Annotated in this window: 15 protein-coding genes and 1 tRNA gene; 7 read left to right on the forward strand and 9 right to left on the reverse strand. The window is 62.0% G+C overall.

Features of this window, described 5'->3' with window-relative positions:
• The first annotated feature begins 8 nt into the window (after positions 1–8).
• The 3 genes from ACIQ36_RS02125 (at position 9) to ACIQ36_RS02135 (ending at position 3,963) form a co-directional block, all read left to right on the forward strand.
• The gene (locus ACIQ36_RS02125) at positions 9–1,118 is read left to right on the forward strand and encodes an ABC transporter substrate-binding protein (protein ID WP_395825126.1); all 1,110 of its coding nucleotides are present in this window, start codon (positions 9–11) and stop codon (positions 1,116–1,118) included.
• Between the two features lie 105 nt (positions 1,119–1,223).
• Positions 1,224–2,888, forward strand: coding sequence for an ABC transporter permease (locus ACIQ36_RS02130; protein ID WP_395825128.1), 1,665 nt, complete (start codon positions 1,224–1,226; stop codon positions 2,886–2,888).
• Complete coding sequence (locus ACIQ36_RS02135; RefSeq protein ID WP_395825131.1) at positions 2,881–3,963, forward strand: ABC transporter ATP-binding protein; 1,083 nt, start codon at positions 2,881–2,883, stop codon at positions 3,961–3,963. The genes ACIQ36_RS02130 and ACIQ36_RS02135 overlap by 8 nt, the downstream gene beginning before the upstream one ends.
• A 49-nt stretch (positions 3,964–4,012) precedes the next feature.
• Here ACIQ36_RS02135 and ACIQ36_RS02140 read toward each other — a convergent pair whose 3' ends face one another.
• The 9 genes from ACIQ36_RS02140 to cobS all read right to left on the reverse strand — a co-directional run bounded on the left by ACIQ36_RS02140 (position 4,013) and on the right by cobS (position 14,251).
• Positions 4,013–5,122: an ABC transporter ATP-binding protein gene (locus ACIQ36_RS02140; RefSeq protein WP_395825134.1), complete on the reverse strand. Its 1,110-nt coding sequence runs from the start codon at positions 5,120–5,122 to the stop codon at positions 4,013–4,015.
• A complete protein-coding gene (locus tag ACIQ36_RS02145) occupies positions 5,122–7,131 on the reverse strand; it encodes a beta-galactosidase (RefSeq protein WP_395825137.1) in 2,010 nt (669 codons plus the stop codon). Before ACIQ36_RS02145 ends, ACIQ36_RS02140 begins: the two co-directional genes overlap by 1 nt.
• Positions 7,128–9,185 carry an alpha-galactosidase gene (locus tag ACIQ36_RS02150; RefSeq protein ID WP_395825140.1) on the reverse strand — a complete coding sequence of 686 codons (2,058 nt, stop codon included), beginning with the start codon at positions 9,183–9,185 and terminating at the stop codon, positions 7,128–7,130. The genes ACIQ36_RS02145 and ACIQ36_RS02150 overlap by 4 nt, the downstream gene beginning before the upstream one ends.
• Complete coding sequence (locus tag ACIQ36_RS02155) at positions 9,182–10,033, reverse strand: carbohydrate ABC transporter permease (RefSeq protein WP_395825143.1); 852 nt, start codon at positions 10,031–10,033, stop codon at positions 9,182–9,184. The genes ACIQ36_RS02150 and ACIQ36_RS02155 overlap by 4 nt, the downstream gene beginning before the upstream one ends.
• Positions 10,033–10,947 (reverse strand): carbohydrate ABC transporter permease, encoded by a 915-nt coding sequence (locus ACIQ36_RS02160; protein WP_395825146.1) that lies wholly within the window; start codon positions 10,945–10,947, stop codon positions 10,033–10,035. Before ACIQ36_RS02160 ends, ACIQ36_RS02155 begins: the two co-directional genes overlap by 1 nt.
• A gap of 147 nt (positions 10,948–11,094) precedes the next feature.
• Positions 11,095–12,324: an ABC transporter substrate-binding protein gene (locus tag ACIQ36_RS02165; RefSeq protein ID WP_395825149.1), complete on the reverse strand. Its 1,230-nt coding sequence runs from the start codon at positions 12,322–12,324 to the stop codon at positions 11,095–11,097.
• Positions 12,325–12,702: 378 nt separating this feature from the next.
• Positions 12,703–12,777, reverse strand: a tRNA-Thr gene (locus tag ACIQ36_RS02170).
• A gap of 110 nt (positions 12,778–12,887) precedes the next feature.
• Complete coding sequence (locus ACIQ36_RS02175) at positions 12,888–13,490, reverse strand: histidine phosphatase family protein (protein ID WP_395825152.1); 603 nt, start codon at positions 13,488–13,490, stop codon at positions 12,888–12,890.
• Entirely contained in the window at positions 13,487–14,251 is a 765-nt protein-coding gene (cobS, locus tag ACIQ36_RS02180) for an adenosylcobinamide-GDP ribazoletransferase (protein WP_395825155.1), read from the reverse strand. Before cobS ends, ACIQ36_RS02175 begins: the two co-directional genes overlap by 4 nt.
• Positions 14,252–14,414: 163 nt before the next feature.
• On the opposite strand from cobS, the gene cobT reads away from it, so the two are divergent.
• From cobT to ACIQ36_RS02200, 4 genes are all read left to right on the forward strand, one after another.
• Complete coding sequence (gene cobT / locus ACIQ36_RS02185) at positions 14,415–15,497, forward strand: nicotinate-nucleotide--dimethylbenzimidazole phosphoribosyltransferase (RefSeq protein ID WP_395825159.1); 1,083 nt, start codon at positions 14,415–14,417, stop codon at positions 15,495–15,497.
• A gap of 130 nt (positions 15,498–15,627) precedes the next feature.
• Positions 15,628–15,996 (forward strand): YciI family protein, encoded by a 369-nt coding sequence (locus ACIQ36_RS02190; protein WP_395825162.1) that lies wholly within the window; start codon positions 15,628–15,630, stop codon positions 15,994–15,996.
• Positions 15,997–16,008: 12 nt separating this feature from the next.
• A complete protein-coding gene (locus tag ACIQ36_RS02195; RefSeq protein ID WP_395825165.1) occupies positions 16,009–17,223 on the forward strand; it encodes an RNA polymerase sigma factor in 1,215 nt (404 codons plus the stop codon).
• Between the two features lie 274 nt (positions 17,224–17,497).
• Complete coding sequence (locus ACIQ36_RS02200; protein WP_395825168.1) at positions 17,498–19,165, forward strand: DEAD/DEAH box helicase; 1,668 nt, start codon at positions 17,498–17,500, stop codon at positions 19,163–19,165.
• Positions 19,166–19,172: the final 7 nt, after the last annotated feature.

The raw sequence follows: 19,172 nt of genomic DNA on the forward strand, positions 1-19,172 counted from the left end.
AGAAAACCATGCGTCCGTCCTCCGTTCGTCTGCTGCTGACTTCAAGCGCGGTGAGCCTGCTGCTCGTCGCGGGCATCGCCAATGCTGCCGAAATTCCAGCGGGCTATCCCGCCGATTACAGCAAAACCATCGAAGCCGCCGTGAAAGAAGGCAAGGTTTCGATCTATTCGACCACCGATTCGGCCCTCGCCAGCGGCTTGGTGAAGGATTTCGAAGCGGCTTTTCCGGGAATCAAGGTCGATTACAGCGATCTGAACTCGACCGAGCTTTATAATCGTTTCATCGCCGAAGTCGCCTCGGGCCAAGGCACCGCCGATGTCACCTGGTCGTCGGCGCCCGATCTGCAAGTAAAGCTGGCCTCGGGCGGTTATGCACTGGCCTATCAATCGCCGGAAGCCAAGCATCTGCCGGATTGGGCGATTTACCGCGATATGGTCTATGGCACCACCGCCGAGCCGGTAACGATCATCTACAACAAGCGCATGTTGCCCGAAGCCGATGTGCCAACGTCGCATGAAGCCCTGCTGACGCTGCTGCAAACCAAAGGCGCGAGCCTGAAGGATAAGGTTGCCGCCTATGATCCCGAACGCTCGGGCGTTGGTTTTTACTTCTTCAATCAGGATGAGTTTTTCTGGAAGAAGGCGTGGGATCTGAATAAAGCACTCGGGCAAGTCTCGCTGAAGACCTATACCTCGGCGGGCGCGATGGTGGAAAAAGTCACCTCGGGCGAGCATTCCATTGCCTATGGTATCTTTGGCTCCTACGCCCTGTCGCGCCAAGCAAAAGACCCGAACCTTGGCATCATCATGCCCAAGGATTTCACCCTGGTCACGACGCGCGCCGCCTTCGTGCCCGCGAAAGCCAAGAACCCGAACGCGGGGAAAGTCTTCCTCGATTATCTGCTGTCGGTGCGCGCGCAAAAGCTGATTGCGGGCGAAGCGCAATTGTTCGCCGTGCGCGACGATGTTACCGAAGGTGTGACGATCAAAACCGTCCAGAACGCCGTTGGCAAAGCCGTCACCCCGATTGCGCTCGATGATGCGCTGCTCGACGGGCTCGACCAAGTCAAACGCCTGCGCTTCTTGAAGCAATGGCAGCAGGCCATGAAGGGCCAATAAGCCCTTTCCTACTTCTTTTCTATGTATCGAGACCGGGCGCGAGCCGTCCGGTCTCCTCTTCTCTTGTAAGGGCGCGGCTTCGGGCGCGCCGGAAATGGCCGTGCTATGCGAAATTTTCGCTGGGCGACCTTGGGCCTGACAACTTTGGTTGTTCTCGCCCCCGTCGTCCTCATTCTCTATCAAAGCTTTCTCAGCGGGCCGTTCTTTGAAGCGCGCACCCATCTGACCTTCTCCGCCTATGAGTTTATCTGGGAGGATGATGATTTTTGGGAAGCCTTGCGCGTTTCGGCCTTTTTGGCGGGCCTGATGACCGTCATCGCCGTGCCGCTCGGCGTTATCCTCGCTTTCCTGATTACGCGCACGAATGTGCCGGGGCGGCGGATTCTGGAGCCGATGGTTCTGGTGCCGGTGTTCATGTCGTCGGTGGTTCTGGCGTTTGGCTATGTGGTGACTCTGGGGCCGGTGGGGTTCGTCTCGCTCTTCGCCAAACAGCTTTTCGGCTTCGTGCCCTGGTCGATCTACTCGATCACCGCCATTGGCGTCGTTGCCGGGCTAACCCATGTGCCGCATGTGTATCTTTATGCCTCGGCGGCGCTGCGCAACCTGGGGTCGGATATCGAGGAAGCCGCGCGGATTGCGGGGGCAAGCCCCTGGTATGTGGCCGTTTCGGTCAGCCTGCCGATGATTATGCCGGTCGTGCTCTATGCCGCCGTGCTGGTGTTCTTCCTCGGCTTCGAGCTGTTCGGCCTGCCGCTGGTGCTGGGCGACCCGCAAGGGGTGCTGGTGCTCTCCACATATCTCTATAAGCTCACCAATAAGCTCGGCGTGCCCTCCTATCAGTTGATGGCCGTCGTCGTCGTGGCGATTGTCATTATCGCTATTCCATTGATTGCCTTGCAGCGCTGGTTGCTACGCCACGCTAACCGCTATGTCTCGATTAAGGGCAAGGCGAGCCGCCATCAGCCGATCGATCTGGGGCGCTGGCGCTGGGCGGCCTTCGCGGTGATCTTCCTGTGGTTCTTCGTGACCGTGGTCATTCCGCTGGCGGGGATTCTCTTACGCTCGCTGGTCAGCCGTTGGGGCGAGGGGGTCGATCTCTTCTCGGTGCTCACGCTCGACCATTTCCGCGAGTTGGCGAATTATCCGAACGTCACGCGCGCAATTATCAATACGCTCGGGATTGCCTCCATCGGCGGGGCTATGGCGGTGGCCGCCTATGGTGCGATTGCGATTGCCATGCACCGCTGGCCCTCGCCCTTGGCGAAGCTGGTGGATGCGATTGCGATGGTGCCGCGCGCCATGCCGGGGCTGGTCGCCGGGTTGGCGATGCTGTGGATCTTCCTGTTCGTGCCCATCCTCAACCCGTTCCGCAGTACGATGCTGTCGATCTGGCTCGCCTATTCGGTGGTCTGGTTCGCCTATGGGCTGCGGATCATCTCCGGCACACTCATGCAGCTTGCGCCGGAGTTGGAAGAAGCCGGGCGGACGGTGGGGGCCTCCGCAGGCCGCGTTGCGCGCGATGTAACCCTACCGCTGGCCCGCCAAGGCATGTTTGCCGCTTGGCTGCTGATCTTCCTGATTTTCGCGCGCGAATATTCGACGGGGGTTTATTTGCTGGGGCCGGGGACGGAAGTTATCGGGTCGCTGATGGTTTCCCTGTGGGGGACGGGCGCGATCGATCTCGTCTCGGCGCTCGCGGTGGTCAATACCCTCATTATCGTGTCGGGGCTGGCTCTTGCCCTGCGCTTCGGAGTTAAACTCAATGGCTGATATTCAAATCGACCAACTCCGCCTGCGCTATGGCGCGGTGGAGGTGCTGAAGGGCGTTTCCTTCACTGCAAATGCGGGCAGCATTATCGCCCTGCTCGGGGCCTCCGGGTCCGGCAAGACGACTTTGCTACGCGCTCTTGCCGGGCTGGAACAGCCGTCGGCGGGTAAAATCATCCTGTCCGGGGCGACGCTCTATGACTCCGAGGCGAGCATTAATCTTGCGCCGGAAGCGCGCGGCCTGGGGCTGGTGTTCCAATCCTACGCGCTCTGGCCGCACAAGACCGTCGCTGAAAATGTCGGCTATCCGTTGAAGCTGCGCAAAATCGGCCGGGCGGAACTTGACCAACGGGTGAAGGACGCGCTGGATGGCGTGGGCCTCGGTAAGCTCGCCGAACGCTACCCGCATCAGCTTTCCGGCGGTCAGCAGCAGCGCGTTGCCTTGGCCCGCGCGCTCGTCTATGCGCCGAAGGTGATTTTGCTCGACGAGCCGCTGTCGAACCTCGACGCCAAACTGCGCGAAGAAGCGCGGATTTGGCTGCGGCGGCTGATTAACGAGCGCGGCCTATCGGCGATCTGCGTCACCCACGATCAGGTGGAAGCGATGGCCTTGGCCGATCGGATTCTGCTGCTCAACGGCGGTCGGGTCGATCAAGACGGCAGCCCGCGCGAGATTTACCAGAAGCCCGCCTCGCTCTTCGCGGCTGAATTCATGGGGTCGAACAATCACCTGCAAGGGCGCGTGACCCATGTGGATGGGGGCCGGGTGACGATCGACGTTGCCGGGCAAAGCTTCACGGGCCGCGCCCAACAGCCGCTGACGATGGGGCAGCCGGTGGTGGTGATTCTGCGCACCGAAAAAATCGGGCTGCTTCCTGCGACGGCGGCCGAGGGTATCCTCGCGCCGGTCATCGATTCGCTCTACTTGGGTGAACGGTTGGAAGTCGTCTGCCAGTTAGGCGATGTGCTGTTACGCGCCTATAGCCAGGAAGAATCCGAACCCGACCGGCAGGTGCGCCTGCATATTCCGGAAGAGGCGCTATGGGTCTATCTCGCGCCGGAAACCAGTATCGACTAAGGTTTGCAGCGGGTGCGGTCGCTCAGCCGACCGCACCCGCTGCAGCGATCTATCCGCTTACAGCGGTGCCGATCCGCGGCAGGGCTTGTTCGTCGCTGTCGAACAGGTGCGTTGCGGCAGGATCGATCCAAGCGGAAACCTGACTGCCGACGGCAAGCGCGGTTTCGCCGGGGGCCTCTAGCGTCACCCAGGTGCCATCGCCTAACGTTCCATAGAGGAAGGTCTGGCTGCCGAGGCGCTCCACCGCTTGAACATTCAACTTAATTTCGACGCCGCCCTGGGCGGTAAGGCTCAAGTGTTCCGGGCGAATGCCGAGGGTTACGCCGCCGTTCGCGGCGAGCGCGCCTTTGGCCAGGCGCGGCACCAGCAAATTATGACCCGATCCCAAGGTGACGGTAACGCCATTCGCCGCGACCGAGGCAACCTTAACCGGGATAAAATTCATGGCCGGGGAGCCAATGAACCCGGCGACGAATTTATTCGCGGGGGCGTGGTATAGCTCTAGCGGCGCGCCGACCTGTTCAATGCGGCCCGCGCGTAAAACCACGATTTTATCGGCCAGCGTCATGGCTTCCACTTGATCGTGGGTGACATAGACCATCGTGGCGTTCAGTTCGCGGTGCAGGCGGGCGATTTCGATGCGCATTTGCACGCGCAAGGCTGTGTCGAGGTTCGACAGCGGCTCGTCGAACAAAAAAACCTTAGGGTCGCGCACAATGCAGCGGCCAATCGCAACCCGCTGGCGTTGGCCGCCCGAAAGCTGGCGGGGGCGGCGATCCAGCAGCGGTTCGAGCTGCAAAATGCGGGCGGCTTCGGCCAAGCGCCGGGCGATATCGGCTTTCGGCATTTTCGCCATCCGCAGCCCAAACGTCATATTCTCCGCGACCGTCATGTGCGGGTAAAGCGCGTAGGATTGGAACACCATCGAGGTGCCGCGCTCCACGGGTTGCAGATCATTGGCGCGCACGCCATCGATCATCAAATCGCCCGAGGAAATTTCCTCAAGCCCGGCGATCATGCGCAGCAGGGTGGATTTTCCGCAGCCCGAGGGGCCGACGAAAACGACGAACTCGCGCGAGGCGATGCTGAGATCAATCCCGTGCAGAACATCAACATTGCCGAAGCTTTTGGTCAGCCGCGAGAGGGTTACATCAGCCATTATTCTACTCCCTCGGGATCATGAGACGCAGACCGCTCCCAAGCGGCAACCTGCTGCGGCAGAACACGCGCACTGCCGATGCGATAGCGCACCCCGGCAACCCCTTCGGCGGGGCCATGCCAGGGGTCGGAACCATAGTTGAAGGCGAAGGTTAGGGCACCGCGACGGCGCAGGCGCACCGTTTCCGGAACCGGGTGGAGCGTTAGCCCCACCGCTTCCGCCCAGGGGGCCAGCACCGCGCGCAGAAAATCACTGTCGGGCAACCCATGCCAACTATAGACGCGGCCTGCGCCGTGGCGCTGTTCGCGTAAGGCGGGCCAGCCGTCGCTAAACGTCGCCAGAACCTTGGCGCTACCGTTCGTCGCCTCGCGCCAGCCGCGCGTTTGATAGGTCTCGCCATGCCAGCTAACGGGTTCGGCAAAGGCCGGATCGAGCGATTCCACCCGCTCCACGCGGAAACCCGCCAAATCGGCCAAAGTCCCCGGCGGCAGATTGGCGGGAATATGCAGATTTTCGGTCTTGGAGCCCGCGCGCGGCCCCAGCACCAGGGTAGCGCCACCAGCGACGGCCTCGGTCAAGCGCGCGGCCAAAGCGTCCGACACCATCGGCGCGGCGGGGGCCAGGATCAGGCGATAGCCGCTCAGATCCCCATCCGGGCTGACGAAATCGACATCCAACCCCAAGCGCCTTACGGCCTGATACCAGTCGAACACCAGATGCTTGAAGGAATATTCGCGCCCCTGCGGATGGGCCGTAAGCAACCAGTCGGCGGCATAATCGAAGAGAATGGCGACGGGGGCGCGGGTCGACTCTGGCATCGGCAGGCTGGCGGCTTCAATCGCAACCGCCCCGGCCTCGGCATAGCCCGGCGCGGGTTCGCTATCGGGCCGTAGCAGCCCCGCGTGCATTTGCTCCTGGGCGAAGGGAACCTGCCGCCAGCGGAAATAGGTGACGACTTCTGCCCCATGCGCGAAGGCTTCCCAGGTCCAGAGCCGAACCATGCCGGGAAGAGGCGCGGGATTGTGGAAGGCCCAATTCACCGGCCCCGGCTGCTGCTCCATCACCCACCACCGCCCCCGACCCACGGCGCGGTAGAGATCGTGATGAAAGGCCGCAATATCGGGGTGCCCTGTGCGCTGCCAGCGCTGACGTTCCTCTGGCGGCAGGCGCAACAAAGTATCGGTAAAGCCGAGCGGGTAGGAATCCCAGGTGGCGAAATCCAAATCGCCCGCCACTTTGAAATGATCAAACTCGGTAATGAAGCCCATATAATTATGGCTCAAATCCTGTCCCGGCGCGTAGCGGCGTAGAATATCGGCTTTGAGCTTATTGAAGCTCACCACTTGGTCCGACGCGAAGCGGTAGAAATCCAGCCACGCGCTTGGGTTGGCTTCGGTTACGGTCAGGTTGGGCAATTCGGCTTCGTCAAAATCCCGCAGTTCCATACTCCAGAACACGGTCCCCCACGCCTGATTGAGCGCGTCAATCGTGCCGTAGCGCGTGCGCAGCCAGTCTTGAAACGCCCGGCGTGCTACCGGCGAGTAGGAGCGAATCGTATCGTGGCAGCCATATTCATTATCGAGTTGCCAAGCCATGATATGGGGGTTTTGCCCATAGCGTTTGGCCAAGACTTCGGTAATGCGCGCCACTTCGCGCCGATAGCCTTCGTGGCTGAAATCATAGTGCCGCCGGGAGCCGAACCCGCGCGGGCGGCCCTCCCGATCATAGGCGATCATATCGGGCATCCGGTCGATCAGCCATTTCGGCGGGGTCGTCGTCGGGGTGCCGAGAACGATTTTGAGCCCGGCCCCGCCTAAGGTTTCAATCGCCCGGTCCAGCCATTCGAAGCGATACTCGCCCGGCGTGGGTTCCAGCCGCGTCCAGGCAAATTCCCCAATGCGGACAATGCGAATGCCAAGCTCGACCATGCGCCGGGCATCGTCGGCCCATTGGCTTTCGGCCCAATGTTCGGGGTAGTAACAAACGCCTAAGGTTGCGGTCGTGCTCATGATTGGGGCTCTAGTGCGAAGATAAGCGCCTGATCGGGCGCACGGAGATCAAGAAGCAGGCCGATGTGCTGAAGCGCCTCGGCGGAGAAATTTTGCCCAGCCAGTCCCTCCGGCACGGCGAAGGGGGCCTGTGTGCTGAGGTGATAGAAGGCTCCCGCCGGAAGCCCCGGCAGTTTGACGGTCAGGGGCACTTGGCTGTAGCTGCGGGAGATGATCGTAACCCGCGCGGCCCCGGTTTGCGGGTCCAGCAGCATCCAGCCGATGGCCCGCGCGTCCGGCAGGGGCAGGAAATGGGTTTCCGCCCGCTGCTGTAATGATCGGTCGGCCTTAAAATGCGCAATTAGCGCCGCCAGGGTCGCGCGCTCCTCGGGGCCAAGGCCGCGAATATCCCATTCGATGCCCATATGCCCGGCCAGCGCGACCGCGCCGCGCGTTTGCAGCGGTAAGCGCCGCCCGCTCGTGTGGCACTCGGCCGGGCCGATGTGGCTACCCATCACCTCGGGCGGGAAGAACAGGCTGAAGCCGCGTTGAATATCCGCCCGGTCGTGGGCGTCATTGCTGTCGGAGGTCCAGACCCGATCCGTCCGGCGCAGAATGCCCCAATCCGCCCGCGCGCCGCCGCTGGCGCAGCTTTCGATTTCAACGGCGGGATGGGCGGCGCGCAGCCGGTCGATCAACCCATAGAGCGCGCGGGTTTGCGCGGGCGTGACCCAGCCGTTGACGGGGCTATAGGCGGGGGCAAGGTCGCGGTTCATATCCCATTTCAAATAGGCAATCGGCGTTTCGCGCAGCAGCCGATCCAAGTGCGCAAACAGATACTCGATCACCTCCGGGCGGGTGAGATCGAGCCCCAATTGATGGCGCGCCGTCGGCTGCGCAGCGCCGGGGACATGCAGGCACCAATCGGGATGGGTGCGGTATAAATCGCTGTCGGGATTGACCATTTCGGGCTCAACCCACAGGCCCATCGCCATCCCCGCCGCCTGGATTTCCGCCGCGATGGGGCCGAGACCGTGGGGATACAGCGCAGCATCGGGCGTCCAATCGCCAAGGCCCGCGCGGTCCGACCGCCGCCCCCGGAACCAGCCATCATCCAGCACAAAGCGCTCCACTCCCACGTCCGCCGCCGCCGCAATCAGGGCCGAGAGCGCCGCGCGATCGTGATTAAAGTAAAGCGCCTCCCAAGTATTGAGATGCACCGGGCGCGGGCGCGTTTGGGCGGGCAGAATATGGGTGCGGGTGTGCGTGTGGGTTTGGCGGCGCAGATCGTTAAGCCCATCGGCGGTAAAGATAACTGCCTCGGGGCTGTAATAGGTTTCGCCAACAGCCAGCGTGAGCGCCCCGCCCGCGAAGGCTTCGCCCAGTTGCATCAGCCTTTGCCCATCGGGCAGGGCATCGATACGCAGGCTATGATCCCCGGACCAGGCGAGATGCGCCGCCGTGATCCAGCCCTTCTGATCGGAAAACCCCGGCGCACCGCACACAATCGCCGGAAACCCATCGTGACCGGGCCGCCCGCGCCGACTGGTGCGCTCGAAACTTCCGGCGGGAAGGGTGAGCCGAGGCGTTTGGAACTCATTACACCAAGTGCCGCTGAACGTTAGAATCTCGGTGGCGTCGCTCGGCAGCGGTAGCGTAACGGCGCAGCAGCGCAGCAGCGTGAGCGGCGCGCTTCCCTCGTTCGTCACCCGAACGGAAACGGTAAGGCCGCCACTTTCGGCCAGCGTCAGCGTTTGTTCCCATCGAAGACCGGCGGCGACCAGCGTCACCTGCGCCGTTGCGTCGGTTTGGGTCAGCGTTGCGTTCTGCCACTGGATCGGCGGGCGCCCGGCGCAGGCAAGCCCTGGCGTGCCCCAAAAACCCCAGCCTTCCACCGGGCAGAGGGGAAGGGGCGGCGGCGAATCCAGCGACGCATTCGGAACCGGGCGACGCTGAAGCACGGGAGCGGTGTCGGCATCCGGCAGGGGTGGGCCGAAGGCGTGCCAGCGCAGTTCCTCCCCGCCGGTCAGGATAAGCTGGCGCGGCCCGGCACGAAGCGAAACCGCCCCCGTCATTCCTTCGTGGCCCCCAAGGTGAGCCCGGCGATGAAATGGCGTTGCATCATAAAGAAGATCGAAACGGGCAGCAGGGCGGCGATGATCGAGCCCGCCGAAATCAACTGCCACGACGAGACCCACATGCCCTTCAGCGATTGTAAGCCCGCCGTGACCGGGCGCACCGCATCGGTTTGCGCCAGCACCAGCGCCCAGAAATAATCATTCCAGACGAAGGTGAAAATCAGCACCGCAAGGGCGGCCAGCGCCGGGCGCACCAGGGGAAGGATGATGCGGAAGAAAATATTCACTTCCGAAACGCCCTCCATCCGCGCGGCTTCGATCAGCGCATCGGGTAGGGCTTTGATGAAGTTCCGCATGAAGAGGGTACAAAAGCCGGACTGGAAGGCGATGTGAAACGCCACCAACCCGCCAATCGAATCATACATCCCGAGGCCGATCATCAAATCGCGCACCGGAATCATCAAAATCTGGAACGGAATGAAGTTTCCGGCAATAAACATGGCGAAGAGGATGATATTGCCGCGAAACTTATACTTTGCCAGGGCAAACCCCGCCATTGCCGCCAGCGCAATCGACCCGATCACCGTGGGGACGGTAATCAAGACCGAGTTCAGCAGGAAAGTCGCCATCGGTGTGGTGGTGAAGACGGCGCTATAGTTTTCGATCAGCAAAAACTTCGACGGCCAGCCCCATAGATTGCCCTTACTAATATCTTCCAAGGATCGCACCGAAGTTAGCGCAATCGCCAGCAGCGGAATCAACCACAAAATAAGAGAAATAATGACCGCAACCCGGTAGCTGACAACCGCCCAGGGGCCTTTGGTGTGAATGGGTGCGGGGAACATTATTCAGCCTCCTTCCGCAGCATGGAAACCAGGAAGAACGCGATGTAAATATCCATAATCAGGAACAGAACCGTGGCAATCGCCGCGCCATAGCCCATGCGATAGGCAAAGATCGCCTGTTCGTACATGAAGTACCCGAGCACGGTCGAGCTATCGTAAGGGCCGCCGTTGGTCATAATGGCGACCAAATCGAAACTCCGCAGGGCCCCAATCACCGTCACAACAACCGCAATGAAGGTGGCGGGCCGGAGTTGCGGCAGGATGATATTCCAAAACATCGGGAAGCCCTTACACCCGTCCATTCGGGCGGCTTCAATAAGCTCGGGGTTAACGTTATTCAGCCCCGTCAAATACAGAATCATGCAGTAAGCGATTTGCGGCCAAAGCCCGGCAACGATAATGGCATAAGTCACCATATGTTCATCCCCCAAGGGGGCGATGCCGGGTAGGCCAACCGCATTCAAAACAACGTTCAGCAAACCAAAATTCGGATCATAGAACCACGAGAAAATAACCCCAACGACGACCTGAGAGATCACGAAAGGGAAGAAAAACAGCGCTTTAACCAGCCGCATGCCCGGCATTTGCTGATTGAGAAAAAGCGCAATCAGCAATCCGCCCACGGGGGCGAGCAGGTAGAGGATGAGCCATTTAACGTTATTGGATAGCGCAGTATAAAATTTCTCGTCCGAAAATAATTCCCGATAATTATCAAGACCAATGAAAACCTTCGGCCCCAACCCATCCCATTCGTGAAAGCTGATCCAGACACTGGAGAGAATCGGCCAGACAACAAACAGCAGAAAGGCTGCCAGCGCCGGGCTGAGAAACATCATCGGCGCGAGGGTTTTTTCGTACCGCCGCCAAAAACTGCGGCGCGGCGCGGGCCGGGATAGGCTGACGGAGGATGTCATGATCGCGTCCACGGGGCTAGCGCCTCTTCAGAATGCCCGAAGAAGTGCTCGTTCTGAAAAGGAGAGTTTGCCTGGAAATCACGCACGGGCGTCAAGCCCCCCGGCGGGCCGAAGCCTGCCAGGGGGTAAGTATCGAGATGGTCGCGTTTACTGTTTGAAGACTTGCTTACGACGGGCTTCCAGGCGCGTCAGGATTTCATCCCCACGGTCCGGGATAATCATGAATTCCTGGAAGGCTTTCATACCTTCCTGGGCCAAGCTGGGGTCCGTATCGCGGTCATAGAACTGGGCCGTACCGGCGGCGGCGGACAGCATTTTATACCCAGCCTGCAAGAAACGATCATCGGTCGGCTTGGCGTCTTTATTCGTCGGGATTTGACGTAGCACAGCGTTCAACTCGGTCTGCACATCGGCCCGCATGTAGAAGGCGAGGAATTTTTTCGCATCAACCTTGTTCTTCGCCCGTGTCGGAATATGGACCGTATCCGTCGGCGCATCCTCGAACATCGGCTGATCGCCAATTTTCGGGAATTGGAAGAAATCCATCTTGTCGCGCACATCCGCCGGGAATTCCGGCGTAATGAAATTGCCGATCAAATACATCGCACCCTTGCCCTGGTAGAACAGCGGCTGCGATTCTTGCCACGTGTAAGAGGCATGATTTTCGATGAAGTAACCGGGGCGGATCAACTCGGCCCACTTATCGAATACGGCTTTTACGCCCGCGTCATTATAGGGCACCTGACCGGCCATCAGCTTCATATGGTAATCCATACCATTGACGCGCAGGTTGAGGTAATCGAACCAGCCCGCCGTGGGCCATAGCGCCTTCGAGCCGATCACGATGGGGGCAACGCCGCTGGCTTTCAGCTTCGCGCAAGCATCGAGAAACTCGGCCCAAGTCTTCGGCGGCTGCTGAATACCAGCCTTCTCGAACAGGTCCTTCCGGTAATAGAGGCCCCAGTTATAATAGGTGTAGGGCACGCCGTATTGTTTGCCATCGACGGTTACAGAACCTACGGTGGAGGGCATCGCTTCGGCGGCTTTATTCGCCTTCCAAACGTCGCTTACGTCTTCAAAAAGTTTACGATCGACGAAAAACTTCATCCGCTCGCCCGCATACCAGTACACAACGTCCGGCGACTCGCCCGCCAGCCAGTTCCGGATGGAGGTTTTATAGCTTTCTTTATCGAAAACGTTCAGTTTTACGTCGATATCGGGATTTTCTTTTTTGAATTTCTCGATAAGGGCTTCCATGCCCTTACGCGGCGCGGGATCGGATTGATCCGAGTTAATCACCAGCGTGCCTGCCAGCGCGGTGGTGCTGAGGCCGACGGCAAAGAGTGCCGTCGTGGCAAAACGCAAAAACTTAGTCATGGTGTCCCCCTAAAGTTTTTTTCAGTTTGTTGGCTGCCTGCACCGGAGACGCGCTTTGATATCCAGAGTCTCCGAACCGAACGCCGCATCCGATTTGTCGAGATTTGCGACTTTTTGCCGCATTTTTCCCGCGAATCGAACGCTAGCAGATTATTGTATGATGAATAAAGGATAATTTGATAGGCGCTCGCCGGGCTCAAGCATGCGGCACACCATCGGCAACCCCAGGCACGGGCGAGGGCCAGAGTGGGGCGGTGTTAAACTTCTAGCGGCGATCATGAGAAGGAGGGGGAGCCCAACGGGCGAAATAAGGGCTGGTGCGCTAAGCCATGGTCCGGCTTGCCCAACACAAAAATCGATATTTTCATTGAAAAATAATGGTGCCGACTCGCGGAATTGAACCGCGGACCTACTGATTACGAATCAGTTGCTCTACCCCTGAGCTAAGTCGGCATCGTCATTGCTGGGGAAACCCTCAGGCGATGCGGGGCGCACATTATCGCCGAGGGGCGGGGGGTGCAAGGGGGAATTCGTGGCGAGTCCCGAGAAATTTAGGCCAGGGCTCAGGTCCGCCGATTGACGCCGTCGATCCGCCAGCCGGGGCCGATAGCATCGATCCGGGTCAGCGACCAAGGATCGATGGTAAAGCTCTGGGCGGCTTTGAGCGGTGGCGGCGTGCCCGTCTCGGTGAGCGCGAGGGCGAGGGCGGCGCGCACCGTGCCCGCGTGGGCGACCACAATCAGGTCGAGCCCCGCATGGTCCTGCGCAAGTGCGCCGATGGCGGTGGCGGTGCGGCGGAATTGTTCCGCAAAACTCTCGCCGCCGGGCGGAGCGAGATTGACCGGATCGGCCCAGAAGGCGCGATAGCCAGCATCGCCGCGCTCCCAAAGATCGCTATGACGCTGGCCGGTCCAAGCGCCGAAATCCTGCTCGGCCAGGGCGTCGAGGACGAGCGGGCGGGTGTGGGTGAGGGCTTTCACCGTTTGGCGGGCGCGTAAGGTGGGGGAGGAAATCCACAGGGCGCGGTCGGGCAGCGTGCGGCGCAGGGCCTGGGCGCGCAGCAGGTCCGAAATATCGGCGTCCGCACCGATATCGGGGATGGTGCCGTCGGCGGAGGTGGGAACGGGCGCGTGGCGCAGCCACCAGAAGCGGGTGATCGGGGTCATCGGGCGACCAATACGCAGAGAAGAAGAATTTCGGCAAGCTGCTGGCTCGCCCCCAAAGTGTCGCCGGTGAAGCCCTGGATTTGCCAGCGGCAGAGCTTTCGAAGGGTGGCCCAAACGACGAGCAGCCCAAGGGCGACCGGCAGAAGGGCATCCCAGCCGATCAACAGCGGGGGCAGCAGCAGCGTTGGCAGGGTTGCGCGCAGCGTGATCGGCAGCGCGTCCGTGGCGGCAACCGATGCCGTCAGGCCGCCGCCATCCTCCACGGCACGGGCGGGGGGCAGGCCGATCCGCAAGGCCGAGAGCAGCCAGCGGGAAGCGCCTTGGGCGACGGCGAGCGCGGCAATCGCCCCCTCCGGCGGCAGCGCCGCGATCAGCCCGGCGCGGGCGAGCAGGGACAGCATCAGCGCCGCGCCGCCATAGGTGCCGAGCCGACTGTCGCGCATAATCTCCAGTTTCCGCGCGCGGGTGAAACCGCCGCCGAAGCCATCGGCCATATCGGCCAGCCCATCTTCATGCAGCGCGCCGGTGAGCAGCAGTTGCGCGGCAAGGGCGGCGGCTGCCGCGACCAAAGGCGGCAGGCCAAGGCTCGTAAGCCCCCAAAAAACGGCCCCCGTGGCGGCTCCGACCAATGCGCCGACGAGCGGGAACATATCGCCCGCTTCGGCGATTTCCGACGCTTCGGGCGCGGGATCGAGCGGCACGGGCAGGCGCGTGAGAAACATCAGGGCGAGGCGGAAGCGGCGTGAAAAGGGGGGTATCACGATGGGCGGACGGCTTCCCAAAAAGAGTCTAAAACGGGACAAACAGACTGGCGGACAATCGGGCGCATGGCAATCGCTTGTGGTTGGCGTCCGGCCCGGCTATAGGGGGCTAAGGCATGTCTCCTGTTCAGTGTTTTCGTGTTATTCGGAAAGGTGCGTTCGCATGAGTTCCACGCCGTCGTCCGGTCGTCCCGCCAATGATACGCCCGCTCCCGATGCACCGGTAACGCTGGATGAGCTGCGCGCGCTGTTCGATAAATTGCCGGGGCCGGATTTGGCGGCGGCGAGCGCGGTCGCCACCCGCGAGGCGCAATTGACCAAACCTGCCGGGGCCTTGGGGCGGCTTGAAGATTTCAGCCAGTGGCTCGCGGCCTGGCAGGGACGGGCAACGCCGAAGCTGACGCGCCCGCGCGTGGCGGTGTTCGTGGCCAATCACGGGATCGCCGACCGGGGCGTTTCGGCCTATCCCGCATCCGTCACCAAGCAAATGGTGGAAAATTTCGTTCAGGGCGGGGCGGCGATTAATCAGCTCTGCACGCTGATCGATGCGGATTTGCGCGTTTATGAGTTGGATCTCGACGCGCCGACGCAGGATTTCGTCGACGCCCCGGCGATGAACGAGCAGGAATGCGCCCGCGCCATGGCCTACGGCATGATGGCGGTGGAGCAGGGCATTGATGTGCTGTGCCTGGGCGAAATGGGCATTGGCAATACGACCGTAGCGGCTGCGCTCTGCCACGGTCTTTATGGCGGTAACGCGAGCGATTGGGTTGGCCCCGGCACGGGCGTCACCGGCACCGCGTTCGACACGAAGCTCCAGGTAGTGACGGCGGGCGTCGCCCGGCACCGCGACCGGCTAACGGCGGCGGGCACGGACAAGGACCCGATGCAGTGGCTAGCAGCGGTTGGTGGGTTGGAGATTGCGGCACTCTGCGGCGCGATTCTGGCCGCACGCATGGGCCGCACGCCGGTTCTGCTGGATGGTTATGTCGTCACGGCGGCGGCGGCGGTGCTGCATAAGATCGATCCGCGCGCCATCGACCATTGCCTCGTCGCCCATCTGTCGGCGGAGCCCGCGCATCGGCTGCTGTGCGAGAAAATCGGCAAGCGTCCGGTGCTCGATCTCGGCATGCGCCTTGGCGAAGGCACCGGCGCGGCTTTGGCGGTGACGATTTTGAAGGCGGCAGTCGATTGCCACACCGGCATGGCGACCTTCGAGCAGGCGGGCGTGAGCGGCCCCGTTTAATTATTTTTAAAAAAACGCGACGCCTGTCGAAATCGGGCAGGGTCGCGGCTCATGGGATCGAGAGGGAGCGTTTTCCTCTCCTCCCCGGGCAGGGCTCGGGGGGATTGTTCAGCCGATGGAGACTTCCCCCATGCAGTACATGATCATTTTCAGCGAAACCGAAACCGAGTTCGCCCAGCGCACCGACCCGCAATTGAGCGGGGCCTATTGGGGCGCGTGGGGTGCCTATATTGGCGCGCTTCAGGCGTCGGGAATCGTGCTCAGCGGTAACGGCCTTCAGCCGCCCCATACGGCAACCACCGTGCGGGTGCGCGACGGCAAACGCCACGTGCAAGATGGGCCGTTCGCCGATTCGAAGGAACAGCTTGCGGGCTATTTCATCATTGAGGTGCCGGATCTCGATACCGCCCTCGATTGGGCGGCGCGCGCGCCGTCGGCCAGCTATGCTTCGGTCGAAGTACGCCCGGTCTTGCCGCCGATGCAAGCCCCCGGCGCGTAAAGCTCATCCCCAATGGAGGCGCAGCGCACGGCAGAAACGGTCGCCCGCGCCTCCTATGGTCGCCTGATCGCGCTTCTCGCCGCCCGTAGCCGTGATATTGCGGCGGCAGAAGACGCGCTGGCCGAAGCGTTTCGCAAAGCCCTCGAACTCTGGCCGGGGCAAGGCGTTCCGGAGCGGCCCGAAGCGTGGCTGCTCACGGTGGCCCGCCATCACCTCGATCACGGCTACCGACACGCCCAGGTGCGGGCGGGGGCGGTGGCCACGCTCGATCTTCTTTATGAAGAAGCCGGGGAGCGCGAACCCTCGGCTTTTCCTGACGAACGGTTGAAGCTGTTGTTTGTCTGCGCCCATCCGGCCATCGACCCCGCCAGCCGCACGCCGCTGATGCTGCAATGTGTGCTGGGGCTCGATGCGGCGCGGATCGGCGCGGCGTTTCTGGTGCCTGCCGCGACGATGGGGCAACGGCTGGTGCGGGCGAAGGCGAAAATCCGCGATGCCGGGATTGGGTTCCAAACTCCCGACGCCGCCGACCTGCCCGAGCGGCTGGAGGCGGTGCTCGCCGCCATCTATGCGGCCTATGGGACGAGTTGGGACGCGGTTCCGGGCAGCGACGGCGCAACGGGGCTTGCGGAAGAGGCGCTGTATCTTTCGCGGCTAGTGGTGGGGCTCTTGCCCGGCCAGCCGGAAGCCTTGGGGCTGCTCGCCCTCATTCTCTACTGCGCGGCGCGGGCGGGCGCGCGGCGGGATGCGGCGGGGGCGTTCGTTCCGCTGGCCGAGCAAGACCCGGCGCTGTGGTCGCGGGCGCTGCTAATTGAGGCGGAGGCGGCGCTGACCCAGGCGGCGCGGTTCGGCAAGATCGGACGGTTTCAGACGGAAGCCGCCATTCAATCCTTCCACGTTCAAAAAAAGCGCCTTGGGTTTGCGCCCGCTCCGGCGCTGGTCGCGCTTTATGATCTTTTGGTACAGCACAGCCCCTCCATCGGCGCGGCAGTGGCGCGGGCGGCGGCCCATGCCGAGGCGTTCGGGCCAGAGGCGGGATTAACTCACTTGAACGCGCTTGCCCCGGAGGATATCGACCGCTACCAGCCCTATTGGGCGGCGCGGGCGCATTTTTTGCGGCTCGCCGGGCAAGGAGAGGCGGCCGCCGAAGCCTTTCACCGGGCAATGGATTTGACTCAAGATCCGGCGGTTCGGGCCTATTTAACCCGGCAAACTCAAGCGCTCTGAGCCCTCACATGGCAGATCTGCACTGTTGCATTGCAACATTGCTTGACAATGGGGCGCGGTAAGGTCAGGTTCCCAGACACTTTTTGACAGCGCGTGATCGCCCGAGATCGTGTCGGCTCTTCTTTTTGAAGAATGCGGCAAACCAGCGGCGACCTGTCATTATCCAATCCCGATAGGGCGGCCCGGACACGCGGGGGGCGTCTTTACACCCCCGCTCCGTCCCCGGCCTCCTATGTTAGGCCGGGCTGAGCCTGCTTTGCGAGATTTTCTCCACATGACGTCTTTTGCTGACCTGGGCTTGAACCAGGCCCTTCTCGATACTTTGATTAAAGAAGGCTATGAAACGCCGACGCCAATTCAGGCCGGGGCGATTCCCATTCTGCTCGCAGGCAAGGATTTGCTTGGGATTGCCCAAACGGGCACCGGCAAAACGGCGGCTTTCGCGCTGCCGATTCTGCATAAATTGAGCCTGACCAACCAACGCCCGTTCAAGCGTTCGGTGCGCACGCTGATTCTGAGCCCGACGCGCGAACTGGCCAGCCAGATCGCCGATAATATCCGCCAATATGGCCGCAATCTGCCCCTGTCGGTGGCGGTGGCCTTCGGTGGTCAGCCGATTTTCCGTCAGATCCGTGCGCTGGAACGCGGTGTGGATATTCTGGTGGCAACGCCGGGCCGTTTGCTCGATCTCGTCAGCCAGCACGCCGTGTTCCTCGATAAGGTGGACACGCTGGTGCTCGATGAAGCCGATCAGATGCTCGATCTTGGCTTTATTCACCCGATCCGCCAGATCGTCAGCATGATCCAGCGCGAACGCCAAACCCTGTTGTTCTCGGCCACCATGCCGGACAGCATCGCCCGCCTCGCCAAAGACCTGCTGAACCAGCCGGAACGCGTGGAAGTGACCCCGGTCGCCACCACGGCGGAACGCATCGTTCAGAAGGCCATTTTCGTGGACCGCGACGACAAGCGCGCTCTGCTGGCCGATCTGCTCAACGATCCGGTCATCACGCGCTCGCTGGTGTTCACCCGCACGAAGCACGGTGCCGATAAGGTGGTTCGCCATCTCGATAGCGTTGGCATTCGCTCGGAAGCCATTCACGGCAACAAGTCGCAGCCGCAGCGTGAACGCGCTCTGGCCGCCTTCCGCAACGGTCACGTAACCGTGCTGATCGCGACCGACATCGCCGCACGCGGTATCGATGTCGATGGCGTCAGCCATGTCATCAACTTCGATCTGCCGAATGTGCCGGAACAATATGTTCACCGTATTGGCCGTACGGGCCGTGCAGGCCGCGAAGGCGAAGCGATTTCGTTGGTCGAACATGAAGATCGTTCGTTCCTGCGCAGCATCGAAGGCCTGATCCGTCAGCGCCTGCCGATCGATGACCGTCGTCGCGAACCGCGTGATGATCATGATCGTTCGTTCGGTGCGCCGAAGCGCCCGGTGGGTCGCAGCGGTGGCGGCGGTGGCCGTCCCAGCGGTAACGGCGGCGGTTATGCCGGTCGTGGTGGCGATAATCGTTTCGGCGACAATCGCGGCCCGCGTTCGGACCGTCCGGCGGCCGCCCGTGGCGGTGAAGAACGCTCGCGTTCGCTTGGGGATCGTCCGCAAGGCGACCGCCCCTATGCAGACCGTCCGCGCACGGATCGCCCGCAGGGAGATCGTCCGTTCGGGGATCGTCCGCGTTCGGATCGCCCGCAGGGTGAGCGTCCGTATGGCGACCGCCCGCGTGCCGACCGTCCGCAAGGCGAGCGTTCCTTCGGAGATCGTCCGCGCGGCGACCGCCCGCAGGGTGAACGTCCCCATGGCGACCGTCCGCGCACGGACCGCCCGCAAGGCGAACGCGCTTTTGGGGATCGTCCGCGCAGCCAAGCCGCTGCCGGTCGTCCCGCTGGTGGCAAGCCTGCGGGTCGTGGCCCGGCACGTCGCCCGGCCTAAGGTTAGC

The sequence above is a fragment of the Elstera sp. genome, from assembly GCF_044372965.1.
In the GTDB taxonomy this organism is placed as follows: Bacteria; Pseudomonadota; Alphaproteobacteria; order Elsterales; family Elsteraceae; genus Elstera.

Bases quoted from the DNA above. Each gene is read 5' to 3' on its own strand.
- ACIQ36_RS02195 (WP_395825165.1), top strand. From the start codon at position 16,009: ATGGAGGCGCAGCGCACGGCAGAAACGGTCGCCCGCGCCTCCTATGGT.
- ACIQ36_RS02150 (WP_395825140.1), bottom strand. From the start codon at position 9,185: ATGACGGGGGCGGTTTCGCTTCGTGCCGGGCCGCGCCAGCTTATCCTG.
- ACIQ36_RS02130 (WP_395825128.1), top strand. From the start codon at position 1,224: ATGCGAAATTTTCGCTGGGCGACCTTGGGCCTGACAACTTTGGTTGTT.
- ACIQ36_RS02145 (WP_395825137.1), bottom strand. From the start codon at position 7,131: ATGAGCACGACCGCAACCTTAGGCGTTTGTTACTACCCCGAACATTGG.
- ACIQ36_RS02135 (WP_395825131.1), top strand. From the start codon at position 2,881: ATGGCTGATATTCAAATCGACCAACTCCGCCTGCGCTATGGCGCGGTG.
- ACIQ36_RS02165 (WP_395825149.1), bottom strand. From the start codon at position 12,324: ATGACTAAGTTTTTGCGTTTTGCCACGACGGCACTCTTTGCCGTCGGC.
- ACIQ36_RS02200 (WP_395825168.1), top strand. From the start codon at position 17,498: ATGACGTCTTTTGCTGACCTGGGCTTGAACCAGGCCCTTCTCGATACT.
- ACIQ36_RS02155 (WP_395825143.1), bottom strand. From the start codon at position 10,033: ATGTTCCCCGCACCCATTCACACCAAAGGCCCCTGGGCGGTTGTCAGC.
- ACIQ36_RS02175 (WP_395825152.1), bottom strand. From the start codon at position 13,490: ATGACCCCGATCACCCGCTTCTGGTGGCTGCGCCACGCGCCCGTTCCC.
- ACIQ36_RS02125 (WP_395825126.1), top strand. From the start codon at position 9: ATGCGTCCGTCCTCCGTTCGTCTGCTGCTGACTTCAAGCGCGGTGAGC.
- cobT (WP_395825159.1), top strand. From the start codon at position 14,415: ATGAGTTCCACGCCGTCGTCCGGTCGTCCCGCCAATGATACGCCCGCT.
- ACIQ36_RS02190 (WP_395825162.1), top strand. From the start codon at position 15,628: ATGCAGTACATGATCATTTTCAGCGAAACCGAAACCGAGTTCGCCCAG.
- ACIQ36_RS02160 (WP_395825146.1), bottom strand. From the start codon at position 10,947: ATGACATCCTCCGTCAGCCTATCCCGGCCCGCGCCGCGCCGCAGTTTT.
- ACIQ36_RS02140 (WP_395825134.1), bottom strand. From the start codon at position 5,122: ATGGCTGATGTAACCCTCTCGCGGCTGACCAAAAGCTTCGGCAATGTT.